15 protein-coding genes are annotated in these 14,262 nt (G+C 72.2%); 5 read left to right on the plus strand and 10 right to left on the minus strand.

The window, feature by feature from the left end; translation table 11 throughout:
* Positions 1-2,694, plus strand: coding sequence for an ATP-binding cassette domain-containing protein (locus ABZX79_RS03600; protein WP_355250901.1), 2,694 nt, complete (start codon positions 1-3; stop codon positions 2,692-2,694).
* On the plus strand, positions 2,691-3,407 hold the full coding sequence (locus ABZX79_RS03605; RefSeq protein ID WP_355250904.1) for an ATP-binding cassette domain-containing protein: 717 nt from the start codon (positions 2,691-2,693) through the stop codon (positions 3,405-3,407). The genes ABZX79_RS03600 and ABZX79_RS03605 overlap by 4 nt, the downstream gene beginning before the upstream one ends.
* Here the strand turns inward: ABZX79_RS03605 and ABZX79_RS03610 are convergent.
* Positions 3,340-3,918: a transglycosylase family protein gene (locus ABZX79_RS03610; protein WP_355250907.1), complete on the minus strand. Its 579-nt coding sequence runs from the start codon at positions 3,916-3,918 to the stop codon at positions 3,340-3,342. The two genes, ABZX79_RS03605 and ABZX79_RS03610, sit on opposite strands and share 68 nt — an antisense overlap.
* A 219-nt stretch (positions 3,919-4,137) precedes the next feature.
* On the opposite strand from ABZX79_RS03610, the gene ABZX79_RS03615 reads away from it, so the two are divergent.
* Both ABZX79_RS03615 and ABZX79_RS03620 read left to right on the plus strand, forming a co-directional pair.
* Complete coding sequence (locus ABZX79_RS03615; protein ID WP_355250910.1) at positions 4,138-4,929, plus strand: hypothetical protein; 792 nt, start codon at positions 4,138-4,140, stop codon at positions 4,927-4,929.
* A gap of 107 nt (positions 4,930-5,036) precedes the next feature.
* On the plus strand, positions 5,037-5,420 hold the full coding sequence (locus ABZX79_RS03620; RefSeq protein ID WP_355250913.1) for a hypothetical protein: 384 nt from the start codon (positions 5,037-5,039) through the stop codon (positions 5,418-5,420).
* 21 nt (positions 5,421-5,441) lie between these two features.
* Here ABZX79_RS03620 and der read toward each other — a convergent pair whose 3' ends face one another.
* From der to aroH, 5 genes are all read right to left on the minus strand, one after another.
* Complete coding sequence (gene der / locus ABZX79_RS03625) at positions 5,442-6,902, minus strand: ribosome biogenesis GTPase Der (RefSeq protein ID WP_355250916.1); 1,461 nt, start codon at positions 6,900-6,902, stop codon at positions 5,442-5,444.
* Positions 6,903-6,971: 69 nt separating this feature from the next.
* Positions 6,972-7,559: a lysophospholipid acyltransferase family protein gene (locus ABZX79_RS03630; RefSeq protein WP_355251069.1), complete on the minus strand. Its 588-nt coding sequence runs from the start codon at positions 7,557-7,559 to the stop codon at positions 6,972-6,974.
* 53 nt (positions 7,560-7,612) lie between these two features.
* A complete protein-coding gene (gene cmk / locus ABZX79_RS03635; protein ID WP_355250919.1) occupies positions 7,613-8,320 on the minus strand; it encodes a (d)CMP kinase in 708 nt (235 codons plus the stop codon).
* Positions 8,321-8,452: 132 nt separating this feature from the next.
* A complete protein-coding gene (locus tag ABZX79_RS03640; RefSeq protein WP_355250922.1) occupies positions 8,453-9,538 on the minus strand; it encodes a prephenate dehydrogenase in 1,086 nt (361 codons plus the stop codon).
* Entirely contained in the window at positions 9,535-9,897 is a 363-nt protein-coding gene (gene aroH / locus ABZX79_RS03645; protein ID WP_355250925.1) for a chorismate mutase, read from the minus strand. The genes ABZX79_RS03640 and aroH overlap by 4 nt, the downstream gene beginning before the upstream one ends.
* A 143-nt stretch (positions 9,898-10,040) precedes the next feature.
* On the opposite strand from aroH, the gene ABZX79_RS03650 reads away from it, so the two are divergent.
* Complete coding sequence (locus ABZX79_RS03650) at positions 10,041-10,733, plus strand: nucleotidyltransferase domain-containing protein (protein WP_355250928.1); 693 nt, start codon at positions 10,041-10,043, stop codon at positions 10,731-10,733.
* Between the two features lie 5 nt (positions 10,734-10,738).
* Here ABZX79_RS03650 and ABZX79_RS03655 read toward each other — a convergent pair whose 3' ends face one another.
* The 4 genes from ABZX79_RS03655 to pnuC are packed head-to-tail and all read right to left on the minus strand — an operon-like array spanning position 10,739 to position 14,215.
* Positions 10,739-11,740 (minus strand): ADP-ribosylglycohydrolase family protein, encoded by a 1,002-nt coding sequence (locus ABZX79_RS03655; protein ID WP_355250931.1) that lies wholly within the window; start codon positions 11,738-11,740, stop codon positions 10,739-10,741.
* The gene (locus ABZX79_RS03660) at positions 11,737-12,480 is read right to left on the minus strand and encodes an NUDIX domain-containing protein (RefSeq protein ID WP_355250934.1); all 744 of its coding nucleotides are present in this window, start codon (positions 12,478-12,480) and stop codon (positions 11,737-11,739) included. Before ABZX79_RS03660 ends, ABZX79_RS03655 begins: the two co-directional genes overlap by 4 nt.
* Positions 12,477-13,562, minus strand: a complete 1,086-nt coding sequence (locus tag ABZX79_RS03665) for an AAA family ATPase (protein ID WP_355250937.1) — start codon at positions 13,560-13,562, stop codon at positions 12,477-12,479. Before ABZX79_RS03665 ends, ABZX79_RS03660 begins: the two co-directional genes overlap by 4 nt.
* On the minus strand, positions 13,559-14,215 hold the full coding sequence (gene pnuC, locus ABZX79_RS03670; RefSeq protein WP_355250940.1) for a nicotinamide riboside transporter PnuC: 657 nt from the start codon (positions 14,213-14,215) through the stop codon (positions 13,559-13,561). Before pnuC ends, ABZX79_RS03665 begins: the two co-directional genes overlap by 4 nt.
* Positions 14,216-14,262: the final 47 nt, after the last annotated feature.

Raw genomic sequence — 14,262 nt, forward strand, 5'->3', positions numbered from 1 at the left:
GTGTCGTCCCTCACGTACGACCTGACGCTGGCGGGGCTCGCCGTCGGCAGCGCGGCGGCGCTCACCGGCATCGGACTGATCGTCACCTACCGCGCGACCGGCGTACTGAACCTGGCGCACGGCGCGATCGCCATGGTGTGCGCGTACGTGCTGCGCCAACTGGCGGTGGAATGGGAGTGGCCGCTGCCCCTCGCGGCCGCCGTGACGCTGGTGGTCGTGGCGCCCGGCCTCGGACTGCTCCTCGACCGGGCGGTGTTCCGGCCGCTGGCGGTCCTCGGCAGCGATCCGGCGCAGACCCTGGTCGCGTCCATCGGCGTATTCGTCCTGCTGGTCGGGGGCGCGGCGCTGGTGTGGGGCACAGGCGCCCGCGCGGACGCGCCGGTGCTGCTGGCCGGCGACCCATGGGCGCAGCTGGCGACGGTAGGGGTACTGGCGGCCCTGGTGGGCGCGGTGACACGGTGGACGCGTTTCGGGCGCGAGCTGCGGGCGGTCGTCGACAACCGTGCGCTGGCCGCGCTGGGCGGGACGAACACGGACCGGGTGGCGGCGGCGGGCTGGGCGTTCGGCTCGTTCACGGCGGGCCTGACGGGCGTACTTCTCGCCCCGTACGTACGCCTGGACCCGTACGGCCTCCCCCTGCTCGTCGTCGAAGTGATCGCGGTGGCGGTGGTGGCGCGGATGCGGAGCCTGCCGGTCGCGGTGGGCGCGGCGCTGGCGATCGGGGTGGCGCAGGCGCAACTGACGCGGGTGCACCCGTCGGCGGCCTGGGCCGAGCCGCTCGTCCAGGCGATCGGCGCGAACCTCTTCGTGGTGGCCCTGCTGATCGCGGCCCTGGCGGTGCCCACCACGGACGCCCGCGACGCGCTCCCCCGCCCTTCGGCGCCCGTCCTCCCCGCCGCACCGCCGGTCGCGTGGCTGGTGGCGGGGGTCCTCTTCCTCCTCCCTCTCGGCTTCGCGGGATCGGATCTCCATACGTCCATCCAGGTCCCGGCGCTGGCGGTGATCCTCCTCTCACTGGTGGTGGTGACGGGCCGGGGCGGCCAGATCTCGCTGGGTCAGGCGGCGTACGCGGGCCTCGGCGCCCTCTTCACCGCCCTCCTGGCGGCGGGCCGCTTCCCCGGCCTGCCCGCCATGCCGGAACTCCCGGCCCTGGCCGTGGCGGTGGTGCTGGTGGCCCCGCTGGGCGTACTCCTCGGCTGGCCGGCGATCGGCCGCCGCGGCCTCGCACTGGCCCTGACCACACTGGCGTTCGGCGTCGCGGTGAGCCGCTTCGTCTTCGCGCAGCCGTACGCGACGTCCGGCCTCGGCCTGGCCCGCCCGGCCGGTTTCCATTCCGACCGCGTGTACTACGCCCTGGAGCTGGCCCTTCTGACCACTGCTCTGCTGGCCGTGGCCGCGCTGCGCCGGGGCCGCGCGGGCCGCGCGCTGGCGGCGATGCGCGACCACGAGACGGGCGCTTCGGCGGCGGGCGTTCCCGTCCCCGCCCTGAAGCTGCTCACCTTCGTCACGGGCGCGGCACTGGCCGCGCTGGGCGGCGGCATGCTGGGAATGGGCCTGCGCGCGTTCGACCCGGCGGCGTACGACCCGGTGCGCGCACTGCTGTGGTTCGCGGCGGTAGTGGTCCTGGGCGCCGACAACCTCCTGGGCGCATGCGCGGCGGCGGCGCTGCTGGTGGGCCTGGACGCGGGGGCACGGGGCGGCGCGGCGGCGGCGGTGATCGGCGTACTGGCAGTGCTGCTGGGCCGCTATCCCTGGCAGGCAAAGGCTTCTTTTCCCCGACCCGCCCCTTCCCGCAGTGACACTTTGCGGCTCCGCCGCGTGGGGGCCGGCCCCAGACCCCGGACGGGCTGGATTCGGCCGCACCATCCAGCCCCTCCGGCGTTTGAGGAGCGGGGTCTGGGGCAGCGCCCCCACGCGGCGGAGCCGCAGAATGTCACTGCGGGAAGGGGCGGGTCGGGGAAAGCCCCGCGCAGCGGCCCGCACCGCGGCGGAGCCGCGCAAGCCCCAGCCTGGCAGAGGCGGGCGGGGGGCACCCCCGGGCAACCCCTCACCGCCCACGCCCTACGCCTCACGTACGGCGCGTACACCGCCCTCGACGGCGTAGACATCACCGTCGAACCCGGCAGGGTGACCGCACTGATCGGCCCCAACGGAGCCGGCAAGAGCACCCTCTTCCACTGCCTGGCCGGCACCCTGCGCCCCGACTCCGGCCGCATCGAGCTGGGCGGCGCGGACATCACCCGCACACCCCCCCACACCCGCACCCGCCTCGGCATCGCCCGTACCTTCCAGGACCTCGCCGTCTTCCCCTCCCTCACCGTCGAGGAGAACATCGCGCTCGGCGCCGAACAGGGCCACGTACGGACCGACCCCACCGCCCTGGAGTCCGTACTGCGCCTCCTGGACCTCGCGGGCCCCGTCCGCCACCACCCCGCGGCCGCCCTCCCCACGGGAACCCTGCGCCGCGTGGAGCTCGGCAGGGCGCTGGCGGGCCGCCCGCACACCCTCCTGCTCGACGAGCCCGCCGCCGGGCTCGACACGGCAGAGGCACAGCGACTGGCCCGGATCATGGCCGCCCTCGCGGCCGACGGAATGGCCGTGCTCGTCGTCGAGCACGACCTCGACCTGGTCGCGGACATCGCCCACACCGTGCACACCATGACGGCGGGACGCATCGAGGCAGCGGCCCCATGACCAACGTCATGGAACTGCGCCGCGCCCGCGTCCGCTACGGCCCCCTGGAGGCCCTTCACGGAGTGGACCTCCCCGTACCGGCGGGCGGCGCCCCCACCGTCCTCCTCGGCCGCAACGGCTCCGGCCGTACGACCGTTCTGCGCGCCCTCGCCGGAACCGTGCCCCTGACCTCCGGCCAGGTCCTGTGGCACGGCAGGGACATCACCCGCCTGCGCCCTCACGACCGCGCCCGCCACGGCCTGTGCTTCGTACCGGACAGGAACGCCGTGTACGCGTCCCTCACCGTCGCGGAGAACCTGGAACTCGCGCTCTCCTCACCCCAAGAGGACATCGCACCGGCACTCACCGCCTACCCGGCCCTGCGCGCCCTGCTCCCCCGCCGCGCGGGCACCCTCTCCGGCGGCGAGCAGCGCATGCTGGCGGTCTCCCGTGCCTTCGTATCGCGCGCCCGTGTGGTGCTCCTCGACGAGCCCACCCAGGGCATGTCCCCACCCGTGGCGGCCCGTACGTACGAACTGCTCGCCGCACTGGCACCGGCCACCACAGTCGTGACGGCGGAACAGAGAATGCCGCCCGCCCTGCTGAGCCGGACGTCGGCGGGCCGCCCCGTCTTCGTGCATGAACTGCGCCGCGGCGCGGTGGTCTTCAGCGGAGAGGCGTCAGAACTGCGCCACGGGCCGACGCACTCTTCGCCGAGGGAAGGACCAGCATGAGGCCGGTGCGGATCCGGTCCGGGTCGCGGCCGATCACCTCCGCGTTGGCCCGGTGGAGCGCCTTCCAGCCGCCCTTGACGCGATAGCGGCGGGCGATCGAGGCGAGCGTGTCCCCGGCCTTCACGAAGTGGACCCGGCCGAAGAGCTTGTAGCGCTTCGAGCAGACGGGCCACGCCTTCCATCCCTGGGTGGCGAGCACCCTCTCCGCGACCTTGATCTGCTGCGCCCGGGTGGCGAGGTCGGCGCGCGGGGCGTACGCGAGCCCGCCGTGCTCCGCCCACGTCGCCTGCCAGAACTGCAGTCCGCCGTAGTAACCGTTGCCGGTGTTGATGTGCCAGTCGCCGCTGCTCTCGCACTGGGCGAGGCAGTTCCAGGGCCACTCGGTGGCCGCGCAAGCGCCGACGGGCGGCGGAGGCGTGGCCCGCGCGCCCGTCGGACACAGGGCCAGCAGTACGGCGAGCAGGGCGACCGGCACGTGATGGGACCAGCGGGACCGCGGCAGCGTGGGCATCGCGCCACGCTAGGCAGGCGCCCGGGCATCGGCCCGGGTGCCGCGCGGCGAACCGGAAAAGCCCCACCCGGTCGGCCGACCGGACAGCGGCGGGGGCCGCCCGTGCCGTTCGGTTCGATTCCGTTCCCTTCTTCGCGTGACCCCGGCCGCAGATCACCCGTTGTCTTCTTGACGAGCCGGGATCCGCCCGGCACCCGCACCGAGTCCGAGGAGCCCCCCGTGCCGCGCATGCTCGACGTCAGCGACGACGTACGCGCCGAGATCGGCAACGAAGAAGCCGACCGGCTGCTCGCCGGCGAGAACGCCCCGGGCAGCTACGACTGCACCTCCTGCCGTACCCAGGGCGACTCCGAAGTGGAACGCACGAGCACCGTGCTGTTCGTCGGAGACGAAACCGCTGTGCTCGCGTTCGCCCACGCCACCTGCATCCCCTCGCAGGTCGTGCGCGTGGCCGAGGAACAGCTCCAGGGCGCCGTACGCAGCATCACCGGCGGAGCCTCCGACCTGCCCCGTGCCGAGGAGTACGGCGGCTCGCCCGGCCAGGCCGTGCTCGGGATCACCAGCGGCCTCGTACTGATCGACGGCCAGCTGCACCCGGCCCTGGTCGTCGAGCCGACCGGGCCCGTCGCCCGCCCCGGCTCCGACGGCACCACCGACGAGTTCCTGCCGCTCGTCACCGAGCAGGGCTTCCAGCCGGTCAAGGACATGGCCGAGGTCCCCGCCGCACTGCCCGGCTGGTCGGTCCTGCTCGCCATGGGCCAGCTGCACGCCGTACTCCAGCCCGGCACCAGCGGCGGAAACCCGGTCTCCTGGTGGCAGGCCCACCAGCCGCTCCAGGTCACCGACGGCTGGCGGACGGCGGCCAACAAGTCGAGCACCGTCCTCGTCTACACCGCGCCCGCCGGCTCGATCGGCCAGCAGCCGCGCGAGGACCTGCTGCGCAACGCGCTGGAGCGGGCCGCCGCCCGTGGCGTGCTGGCCGCCGCCGCCATGCCGCTGGCCGGCACCTGACGGGCACGGGGCCGCACGACCGGTCCATGTGCGCCGCTTACCCCAGCCGAGCAGGGAATTCCCTGCTCGGCCCGCATCCGTCGGGCGCTGGGGTCGTTGGCACATACGTGCACTCATACGACCCCTCACGCCATCAGCCGTACCAGAGCCAGATCCCCTCGATGCGACCGTCGCGGGAATCCCGGGCCGAGCCCTCGCACACGCCGATCTACGACGCGCTCTACTCGGAGTACCGCAGGTCCTTCCGGGCACTGCCCGGCGACCGCACCGGCGAGGAGGACCTGGGGTTCACGGGCTTCGCCCAGGGGGCGCGCCACGGCCAGGGTCCCGGCCACACGAGCCACAGCGGCCAGGGAACGCACGGCGCGCACACCGGCTTCTGGCGCGTCACGAGCAGCGACAGCGACACCACCCCCAACAGCAACGGGCGGCAGCACACCGGGAATCACTTCCCGGCCGCGCTGCCGCCCGCTCCCCGTCGGGGGTTCTAGGCCCTGACAGGCCGTCCGGCGTTACTTCTTGCGGCCGCGCTTCTCGCGCACCCGCACCGAGATGTGGATCGGCGTGCCCTCGAAGCCGAACTCCTCGCGGAGGCGACGCTCGATGAACCGCCGGTAGCCGGCCTCCAGGAAGCCGGAGGCGAAGAGCACGAACCGCGGCGGCTTGGCACCCGCCTGCGTCCCGAAGAGGATGCGGGGCTGCTTGCCGCCGCGGACCGGGTGCGGGTGGGAGGCGACGATCTCGCCGAGGAAGGCGTTGAGCCTGCCGGTCGGGATGCGCGTCTCCCAGCCGGCCAGCGCGGTCTCGATCGCCGGGACCAGCTTCTCCATGTGACGGCCGGTCTGCGCCGACACGTTCACCCGGGGCGCCCACGCGACCTGCGCCAGCTCGGTGTCGATCTCGCGCTCCAGGTAGTAGCGGCGCTCCTCGTCGAGGGTGTCCCACTTGTTGTACGCGATGACCAGCGCGCGGCCGGCTTCGACGGCCATCGTGATGATCCGCTGGTCCTGCACGCTGATGGACTCGCTGGCGTCGATCAGTACGACCGCGACTTCGGCCTTCTCGACGGCGGCCGCGGTACGCAGCGAGGCGTAGTAGTCCGCGCCCTCCTGGAGGTGGACACGGCGGCGGATACCGGCCGTGTCGATGAACTTCCAGGTGATGCCGCCGAGCTCGATCAGCTCGTCGACCGGGTCGCGTGTGGTGCCCGCGACCTCGTTGACGACGACGCGGTCCTCGTTCGCCACCCGGTTGAGCAGGGACGACTTGCCGACGTTCGGACGGCCGATGAGCGCGATACGGCGCGGGCCGCCGGTGGCCAGACCGAAGGACTGGGCCGGGGCTTCCGGCAGGGCCTCCAGGATGGCGTCCAGCATGTCGCCGGTGCCACGGCCGTGCAGCGAGGAGACCGGGTGCGGCTGGCCCAGGCCGAGCGACCACAGCGCGGTCGCGTCCGCCTCGCCGCTCAGGCCGTCGACCTTGTTGGCGCAGAGCACCACGGGCTTGCCTGCCTTGCGCAGCAGCCTGACGACGGCCTCGTCGGTGTCGGTCGCGCCGACCGTGGAGTCGACGACGAAGACGACCGCGTCGGCGGCCTCGATCGCGTACTCCGCCTGGGCGGCGACGGACGCGTCGATGCCGAGGACGTCCTGCTCCCAGCCGCCGGTGTCGACGATCTTGAAGCGGCGGCCGGCCCACTCGGCCTCGTAGGTGACGCGGTCACGGGTGACGCCGGGCTTGTCCTCGACGACGGCCTCGCGGCGGCCGATGATGCGGTTCACCAGGGTCGACTTGCCGACATTGGGGCGGCCGACGACGGCGAGGACGGGCAGCGGGCCGTGACCGGCTTCGCCGATCGCGCCTTCGACGTCTTCGGGGTCGAAGCCTTCCTGCGCGGCGAGCTCCATGAACTCCGCGTACTCGGCGTCGCCAAGTGCTCCGTGCTCGTCGCCGGAGTGATTCTGGTCGTTCATGAAGTCCGTTCCTCGTTCATCATCATCGATGGACCACCCGATTCGCGCGGTCCACTACTCAAGTCTCGCCTAGCGCCCGGTGAAGCGCCTGGCACTTTCCAGGTGGGCGGTCAGCCGCTCCTGGATACGTACGGTGGCCTCGTCCAGCGCCTTGCGCGTGCGCCGTCCGCTGCCGTCGCCGGCCTCGAACGGGTCGCCGAAGAGGACGTCCACGCGGCTGCGCAGCGGCGGCAGCTCCCGTATCAGCCGGCCACGTCGCTCCGTACTGCCGAGCACCGCCACCGGGACGATCGGCGCCCCGCTGCGTACGGCGAAGTACGAAAGCCCGGCGCGCAGCGACGCGAAGTCGCCCTCGCCCCTGGTGCCCTCCGGGAAGATCCCGAGGACCCCGCCGTCGCTCAGCACACCCAGCGCGTTCGAGATCGCCGTACGGTCGGCGGTCGTACGGTCCACCTTCAGCTGCCCGATTCCGCGCAGGAACGGGTCGAGGGGGCCGACGAACGCCTCTTTCTTGATCAGGAAATGCACCGGCCGGGGCGCGGTGCCCATCAGCATGGGGCCGTCGATCATGTGCGAGTGGTTCACGGCCAGGATGACCGGACCGCTCATGGGCACTCGCCAGGCACCGAGCACGCGGGGCTTCCACAGCCCGTACATGAGCCCGATGCCGATGCCGCGACCGACCGCCGCACCACGCAGAGTGGGTGCGGTCACTTCGCGGCCCGCTTCCCCTCGACCAGGGTAACGACACACTCGATGACCTGCTCCAGCGTGAGGTCGCTGGTGTCGACCTCGACGGCGTCGTCCGCCTTGGCGAGCGGCGAGGTCTTGCGGCTGGAGTCGGCCGCGTCCCGCTTCAGCAGGGCCTCGCGGGTCGCGGACACGTCCGCGCCCTTCAGCTCGCCGCTGCGGCGGGCGGCGCGCGCCTCGGGAGAGGCGGTCAGGAAGATCTTGAGGTCCGCGTCCGGCAGCACGGTCGTACCGATGTCGCGCCCCTCGACGACGATGCCGAGCTCGGCACCCTTCGCGATGGACCGCTGCAGCTCGGTGATGAGGGTGCGCACCTCGGGCACGGCGCTCACGGCGCTCACCTTCGAGGTGACCTCCTGGGTGCGGATCGGCCCGGAGGCGTCGACTCCGTCCACCGTGATCGTGGGAGCGGCCGGGTCGGTGCCGGAGACGATCACGGGCTTGATCGCCGCGTCCGCGATGGCGACCGGGTCCGCGACGTCGATGCCGTTGTTGAGCATCCACCAGGTGATCGCCCGGTACTGGGCGCCGGTGTCCAGGTAGCTCAGCCCGAGCTTGGCGGCGACGGCCTTGGAGGTGCTGGACTTGCCCGTGCCGGAGGGGCCGTCGATGGCGACAATCACTGCTGCCGGGGCGGTCCGGGCGGCGGTTTCCACGGTGTAGGACACCTTCCTGGTACACGGGCTTGGGCATGCGGGGACCCGACGGGCCCCACACAAGGTTACCGAGTCCCCGGCCCCGCCCTCGACGCCCCTGCGAAGCCACCACAAAGCGGACATCGCCATCGGCGGCGCGCCCTGCTACGGGCGGATCGACCAGCCACGCTCCCGCAGCGACGTGCTCAGCCCCGGTGCGGCCGCCGGCTCCACCATCAGCTGGACGAGGCCCGCCTCCTGTCCCGTCGCGTGCTCGATCCGTACGTCCTCGATGTTGACGCCCGCACGCCCCGCGTCCGCGAAGATCCTGGCCAGCTCGCCGGGACGGTCACTGATGAGGACAGCGACGATCTCGTACGCCGTGGGGGCGGCCCCGTGCTTGCCCGGTACCCGCTCGCGGCCCACGTTGCCGCGCCGCAGGACGTCCTCGATGCCGTCGGCGCCGCCCTGTCGCTTGTCGTCGTCGGCGGACTGGAGGGCGCGCAGTGCCTGAACGGTCTCCTCGAGGTCGGCGGCGACCCCGGTGAGCACATCCGCGACGGGGCCGGGGTTGGCGGAGAGAATCTCGACCCACATCCGAGGATCCGAGGCGGCGATGCGGGTGACGTCCCGGATGCCCTGGCCGCACAGCCGTACCGCCGTCTCGTCCGCGTCCGCCAGCCGCGCCGCGACCATCGAAGAGACGAGCTGCGGGGTGTGCGAGACGAGCGCGACCGCGCGGTCGTGGGCGTCGGCGTCCATCACCACCGGAACGGCCCGGCACAGCGCCACCAGCTCCAGCGCGAGGTTCAGCACCTCGGTGTCGGTGTCCCGGGTGGGGGTGAGGACCCAGGGGCGTCCCTCGAAGAGGTCGGCGGTCGCGGCGAGCGGGCCCGAACGTTCCTTGCCGCTCATCGGGTGCGTACCGATGTACGACGTGAGGTCGCAGCCCAGGGCCTCCAGCTCGCGGCGCGGTCCGCCCTTGACGCTGGCGACGTCGATGTACGCGCGGGCGATCCCGCGCCGCATGGCGTCGGCCAGCGTCGTGGCCACGTGGGCGGGCGGTACGGCGACGATGGCGAGGTCGACGGGGCCTTCGGGCGCCTCGTCGGTGCCGGCGCCGAGCGCGGCGGCGGTGTGGGCCTGAGCCGGGTCGTGATCGGTGAGGTGGACGGTGATGCCGCGCCCGGCGAGGGCGAGGGCGGCGGAGGTGCCGATGAGGCCGGTTCCGATGACGAGGGCGGTTCTCACTGGGCGATGTCCTTGCGGAGGGAGGCTGCGGCGCCGAGGTAGATGTGCGAGACGGAGGACTTGGGCAGGTCCGACTCGACGTGCGCGAGGATCCGTACGACACGCGGCATGGCGCCTGCTATGTCCAGTTCCTGGGCACAGATCAGCGGTACGTCGACGATGCCGAGCTTGCGCGCGGCGGCGGCCGGGAAGTCGCTGTGGAGGTCGGGGGTGGCGGTGAACCAGATGCTGATGAGGTCGTCGGGGGTGAGCCCGTTGCGCTCCAGGATGGCCGAGAGCAGTTCGCTGACCTGCTCGTTCATGTGCTCGGCCTCGTCCCGCTCCAGCTGAACGGCCCCACGCACTGCTCGTACTGCCACGTCGTACTCCTCGCTCCACACCGCGGATTGCCCCTGCATGATCCAGCGTAGTTGGCACGGCGACCGGCCCGCCGTGGTGGGCCGGTGCGGGCTCCTCGAAAGTGGTTCGATCCGGCTGCCCTGACTGCGGCACAATCCGGAGCATGATCCCGCCCGCCCTGCCTGAAGACCTCGTACGCGACCACACCGTCTACTCCTGCGTGATGGGCTCGCGCGCCTTCGGCCTGGCGACGGACGGCAGCGACACGGACCGGCGTGGTGTCTTCGTCGCGCCGACGCCGCTGTACTGGCGCTTCGAGAAGCCGCCGACGCATGTCGAGGGCCCGGCGGACGAGCAGTTCTCCTGGGAGCTGGAACGTTTCTGCGAGCTGGCCCTGCGCGCCAATCCCAACATCCTGGAGTGCCTGCACTCCCCGCTGGTCGAGCACGTCGACGCCACCGGCCGCGAGCTGCTCGCGCTGCGCGACGCGTTCCTCTCCCGCCGGGCCCACCAGACGTTCGCCCGGTACGCGGCCGGCCAGCGCAAGAAGCTGGAGGCGGACGTACGGCAGCACGGCGCCCCCCGCTGGAAGCACGCCATGCACCTGCTGCGGCTGCTCGGCAGCTGCCGCGATCTGCTGCGTACGGGCGAGCTGGTCATCGACGTCGGCGAGGACCGCGAGCAGCTGCTCGCGGTCAAGCGCGGTGAGGTGGCGTGGCAGGAGGTCGACCGCCGGATGAACGTTCTCACGGTGGAGGCCGAAGCGGCCGCAGCGAAGAGCCCCCTCCCGCCAGAGCCGGACCGGCCCCGCGTGGAGGACTTCCTGCTCCGCACGCGCCGCGCTTCAGCCCGCTGAGGCGTTCAAGCGTCCCAGAGCGCACCCAGGGCCAGCAGCTCGCTTCTGTACTCGATGCGCTCCGCCCACTCGGCCGGCCACGCGCCCGCTCCCAGGTGCGCTCCCGCGAACGCTCCGGCGAGGCACGCGATCGAGTCCGAGTCGCCCTTCGTGCACGCGGCGCGGCGCAGGGCGGTGACCGGCTCCCCGGGGAAGAGCAGGAAGCACAGCAGCGCGGTCGCGAGCGCCTCCTCGGCGATCCAGCCGTCACCCGTCGCCAGGCACGGATCGGTCTCCGGGGACGGCGAGCGCAGTGCCTCGGCGAGGCGTTCCAGTACGGCCAGGCACTCGTCCCAGCCGCGGGCGATGAAAACCTCCGGCGAGGCGTCGTGGGCGTGCGTCCACAGGTCGCCCAGCCAGCGCTCGTGGTACCGGGTGCGGTTCTCGTACGCGTACGAACGGAGCAGCCCCACCAGACCGGTCGGCTCCGCCCCCTGCGCCAGGAGATACACCGCGTGTGCCGTCAGATCGCTCGCCGCCAGCGCCGTCGGATGCCCGTGCGTGAGCGCCGACTGCAACTGCGCCGCCCCGGCGCGCTGTTCCTCGCTCAGCCCCGGCACGAGCCCGACCGGCGCGACCCGCATGTTGGCCCCGCACCCCTTGGAGCCAAGCTGACTGGCCTGCTGCCAGGGCAGGTCACTGTCGAGCAGCCGGCAGGCGACGAGACAGGTGTTGCCGGGGGCCCGGTTGTTCTCGGGCGAGTGGTACCAGTCCACGAATTCCTCGCGCACCGGCCGCGCCAGTCTCAGCGGCCCGAGCACCCCGCGGTCCATGGCCGTCCGTATCCCGCGCCCCAGCGCGAGCGTCATCTGGGTGTCGTCCGTGACGATCGCGGGCGCGGGCAGTTCCATCTCCCGCCACGGACCGCACTTCGCGAGGATCGAAGGTACGTCGTTGAACTCGGTCGGGAAGCCCATCGCGTCTCCCAGCGCGAGTCCCACGAGAGCACCGGTGGCCGGCTGCTTCATACGGATCGTTCTCCTTCGGATCGTCGTTCGGGGCGCAGAAGTGGTGGGTGCAGAGCGGCGGCGTTCCCGGCGCGGTAAAGGGCGGCGGGTTTCCCCCGTCCTCCGGTACGCCGGGGCGCCCCTTCCACCGGCTCCACGAAGCCGGGCGAGGCGAGCACCTTGCGGCGGAAGTTGGGCCGGTCGAGCTCTACGCCCCAGACCGTCTCGTACACCTGCTGGAGCTCGCCCAGGGTGAATTCGGGCGGGCAGAAAGCCGTGGCCAGGCAGGTGTATTCGAGCTTGGCGCGGATGCGCTCCTGTGCGTCGGTGATGATCCGCGCATGGTCGAAGGCGAGCGCGGGCAAGCCGCCGACGGGCATCCACTGGGCGTGCGCGGCGTCGCCGCCGCCGCGCGGCTCCGGCAGACCGGGCACCAGCGCGGTGTACGCGACGGAGACGACGCGCATCCGTGGATCGCGGTCCGGTTCGCTGTACGTACGCAGCTGCTCCAGGTGGAGCGCGGCGGCGGACTCCTGCGACAGGCCGGTCTCCTCGGCCAGTTCGCGCCGGGCGGCGGTTTCCGCGGACTCCCGGGGCAGTATGAAGCCGCCGGGCAGCGCCCACGCCCCGGCGTACGGGTCCTGTCCGCGCCGGATCAGCAGAACGTGCAGCCGGCTCTCGCGCACTGTGAAGACGGCGAGGTCGACGGTGACGGCGAACGGCTCGAAGTCGCGCGGGTTGTAGTCGCTCTGTTCGTTCATCGCTTCTCCGGAAGGGGATCGGTGAAGCCCCACCCCTCGGCGAGCAGCGCGTCCACGGCGGCGACGGCGGTCGCGAGCCGCTCTTCGTGCGGTCCGCCGAGGGTGCGGAATGTGCGCCCTGTACGGGTCAGTTCGTCGCGGAAGCGTGCCGTCATCCAGGGCCGCAGGTGTTCGCCGTCGCGCAGGCCGTCGTCCTCGAAGGGCACGCGGTCGTGGTCAGTGAGCAGCCACAGGTGCTGCCCGCCCCTCGCGGTTGCGGCGATCCGTGCGACGTCCGTATTCGGGCCTCCCAGGTAGCGCTCGTGCCACACCGTGGTGGCGAAGGCATCGGTGTCGCAGAACAGCACGGGCGAGCCCGCTCCGGCCGCCGCTTCCTCGTCGTCGCACTGCCGCCGCGCGATCAGCGGGAACTCCTCCGTGGTGAAGGCTACGTCCGCCCAGTCGGCGTCCGGACGCTGTGCGCGCAGTGCGGCGAGTTTCCGCTCGCTGTACTCCCGGCCGTACTCGGGAACGCACTGCGTCCGTTCCCATACGCCGCCGCGGCGCCGGTAGTGCTCGGTGAGCGCCCTCGCCATGGTCGTGGTCCCGGTCGACTCGGCCCCCAGGACGACCACGCGCCGGGCGAGTGCGGCCCGTACCGGCCGCTCCAGGTAGTCCCAGAAGCGCACAGGATCGGCGCGTACGGCCGTTCCCGAGACGGCAAAGGCCGTACGGTCCGGGTCCACGCACACCGCGTCCGCACCGAAGCGCCGGCCGAGCTCTTCGCCGTACGCCTCCGAAGTGAAGACGGCGTCGACGGGCTGCGGAACGGCGGCCCGGAAGACCGCCATGTGCGCGTCCCACACGGCGGGGTCGGTGGTGTCCACGGGGATGTCGTCGACGGCGCCGACCACGTCAACGTCCGGGTGCACGGCCCGCATCCACGCCACCCTGTCGGTGAGGGGTACGGACTCGGCGGACGAGGCGCAGACCAGGACGGTGAGCCGCTCGCAGCGTTCCCGTGCGGTGCGCACGAGATGGTGGTGACCCGCGTGCGGCGGATAGAACTTCCCGAGGACGAGTCCGTGCTTGTACGCGGTCATGCCGCGGCCCGGACAACGAGCTGTTCCCGGGAGCGCGCGTCACGCCGCCAATTGAGCAGCCCGAGAACGCACAGCGCCATGAAACCGACGTACAGGAGCGACGTCAGATACAGCTCCTTGTAGGCGTACAGAGGGACGTACACAACGTCGGCCGCGATCCACAGCCACCACGATTCGAGGCGCTTCCTGCACTGCCCGTACGTCGCCATGAGGGACAGCGCGGTCGTCAGGGAGTCCCAGAAAGGAACGGTCGAATCGGTGGCGCGGTCGAGGAGGAGCGTCAGGGCCAAGGTCCCCACCGCCCCCGCCGCCAGCAGCCAGGTCCACTCGGTGCGGCTGGTGCGCCGTACCGGCAGGGACGAGGTAGAGCCTGGTCCACCCCCGTGGGTCCAGGTCCACCAGCCGTAGGCGGCGAGGGCGATGAAGACGACCTGCAGGCCGGCGTCGGCGTACAGGCCCGCCTGGGTGAACAGGAGGACGAAGAAGAGGTTGTTGGCGATGCCGATCGGCCAGTTGGCGATGTGCTGCCGGGCGACGAGCCAGACGCAGAGAGCGCCGCTGCCGAACCCGAGGACCTCGGTCCAGCTCACCGGGGTGTCCAGGACGGTCACCAGTGGCTGCTGCAGGGCTTCGAGCATGTCCGCGAGACTCACGCCCGCCTCCTTTATAGTCATGGTGACTATAAAGGAGCGTAGGCCCA

It is taken from the genome of Streptomyces sp. NPDC002994 (assembly GCF_040611155.1).
Lineage (GTDB): Bacteria > Actinomycetota > Actinomycetes > Streptomycetales > Streptomycetaceae > Streptomyces.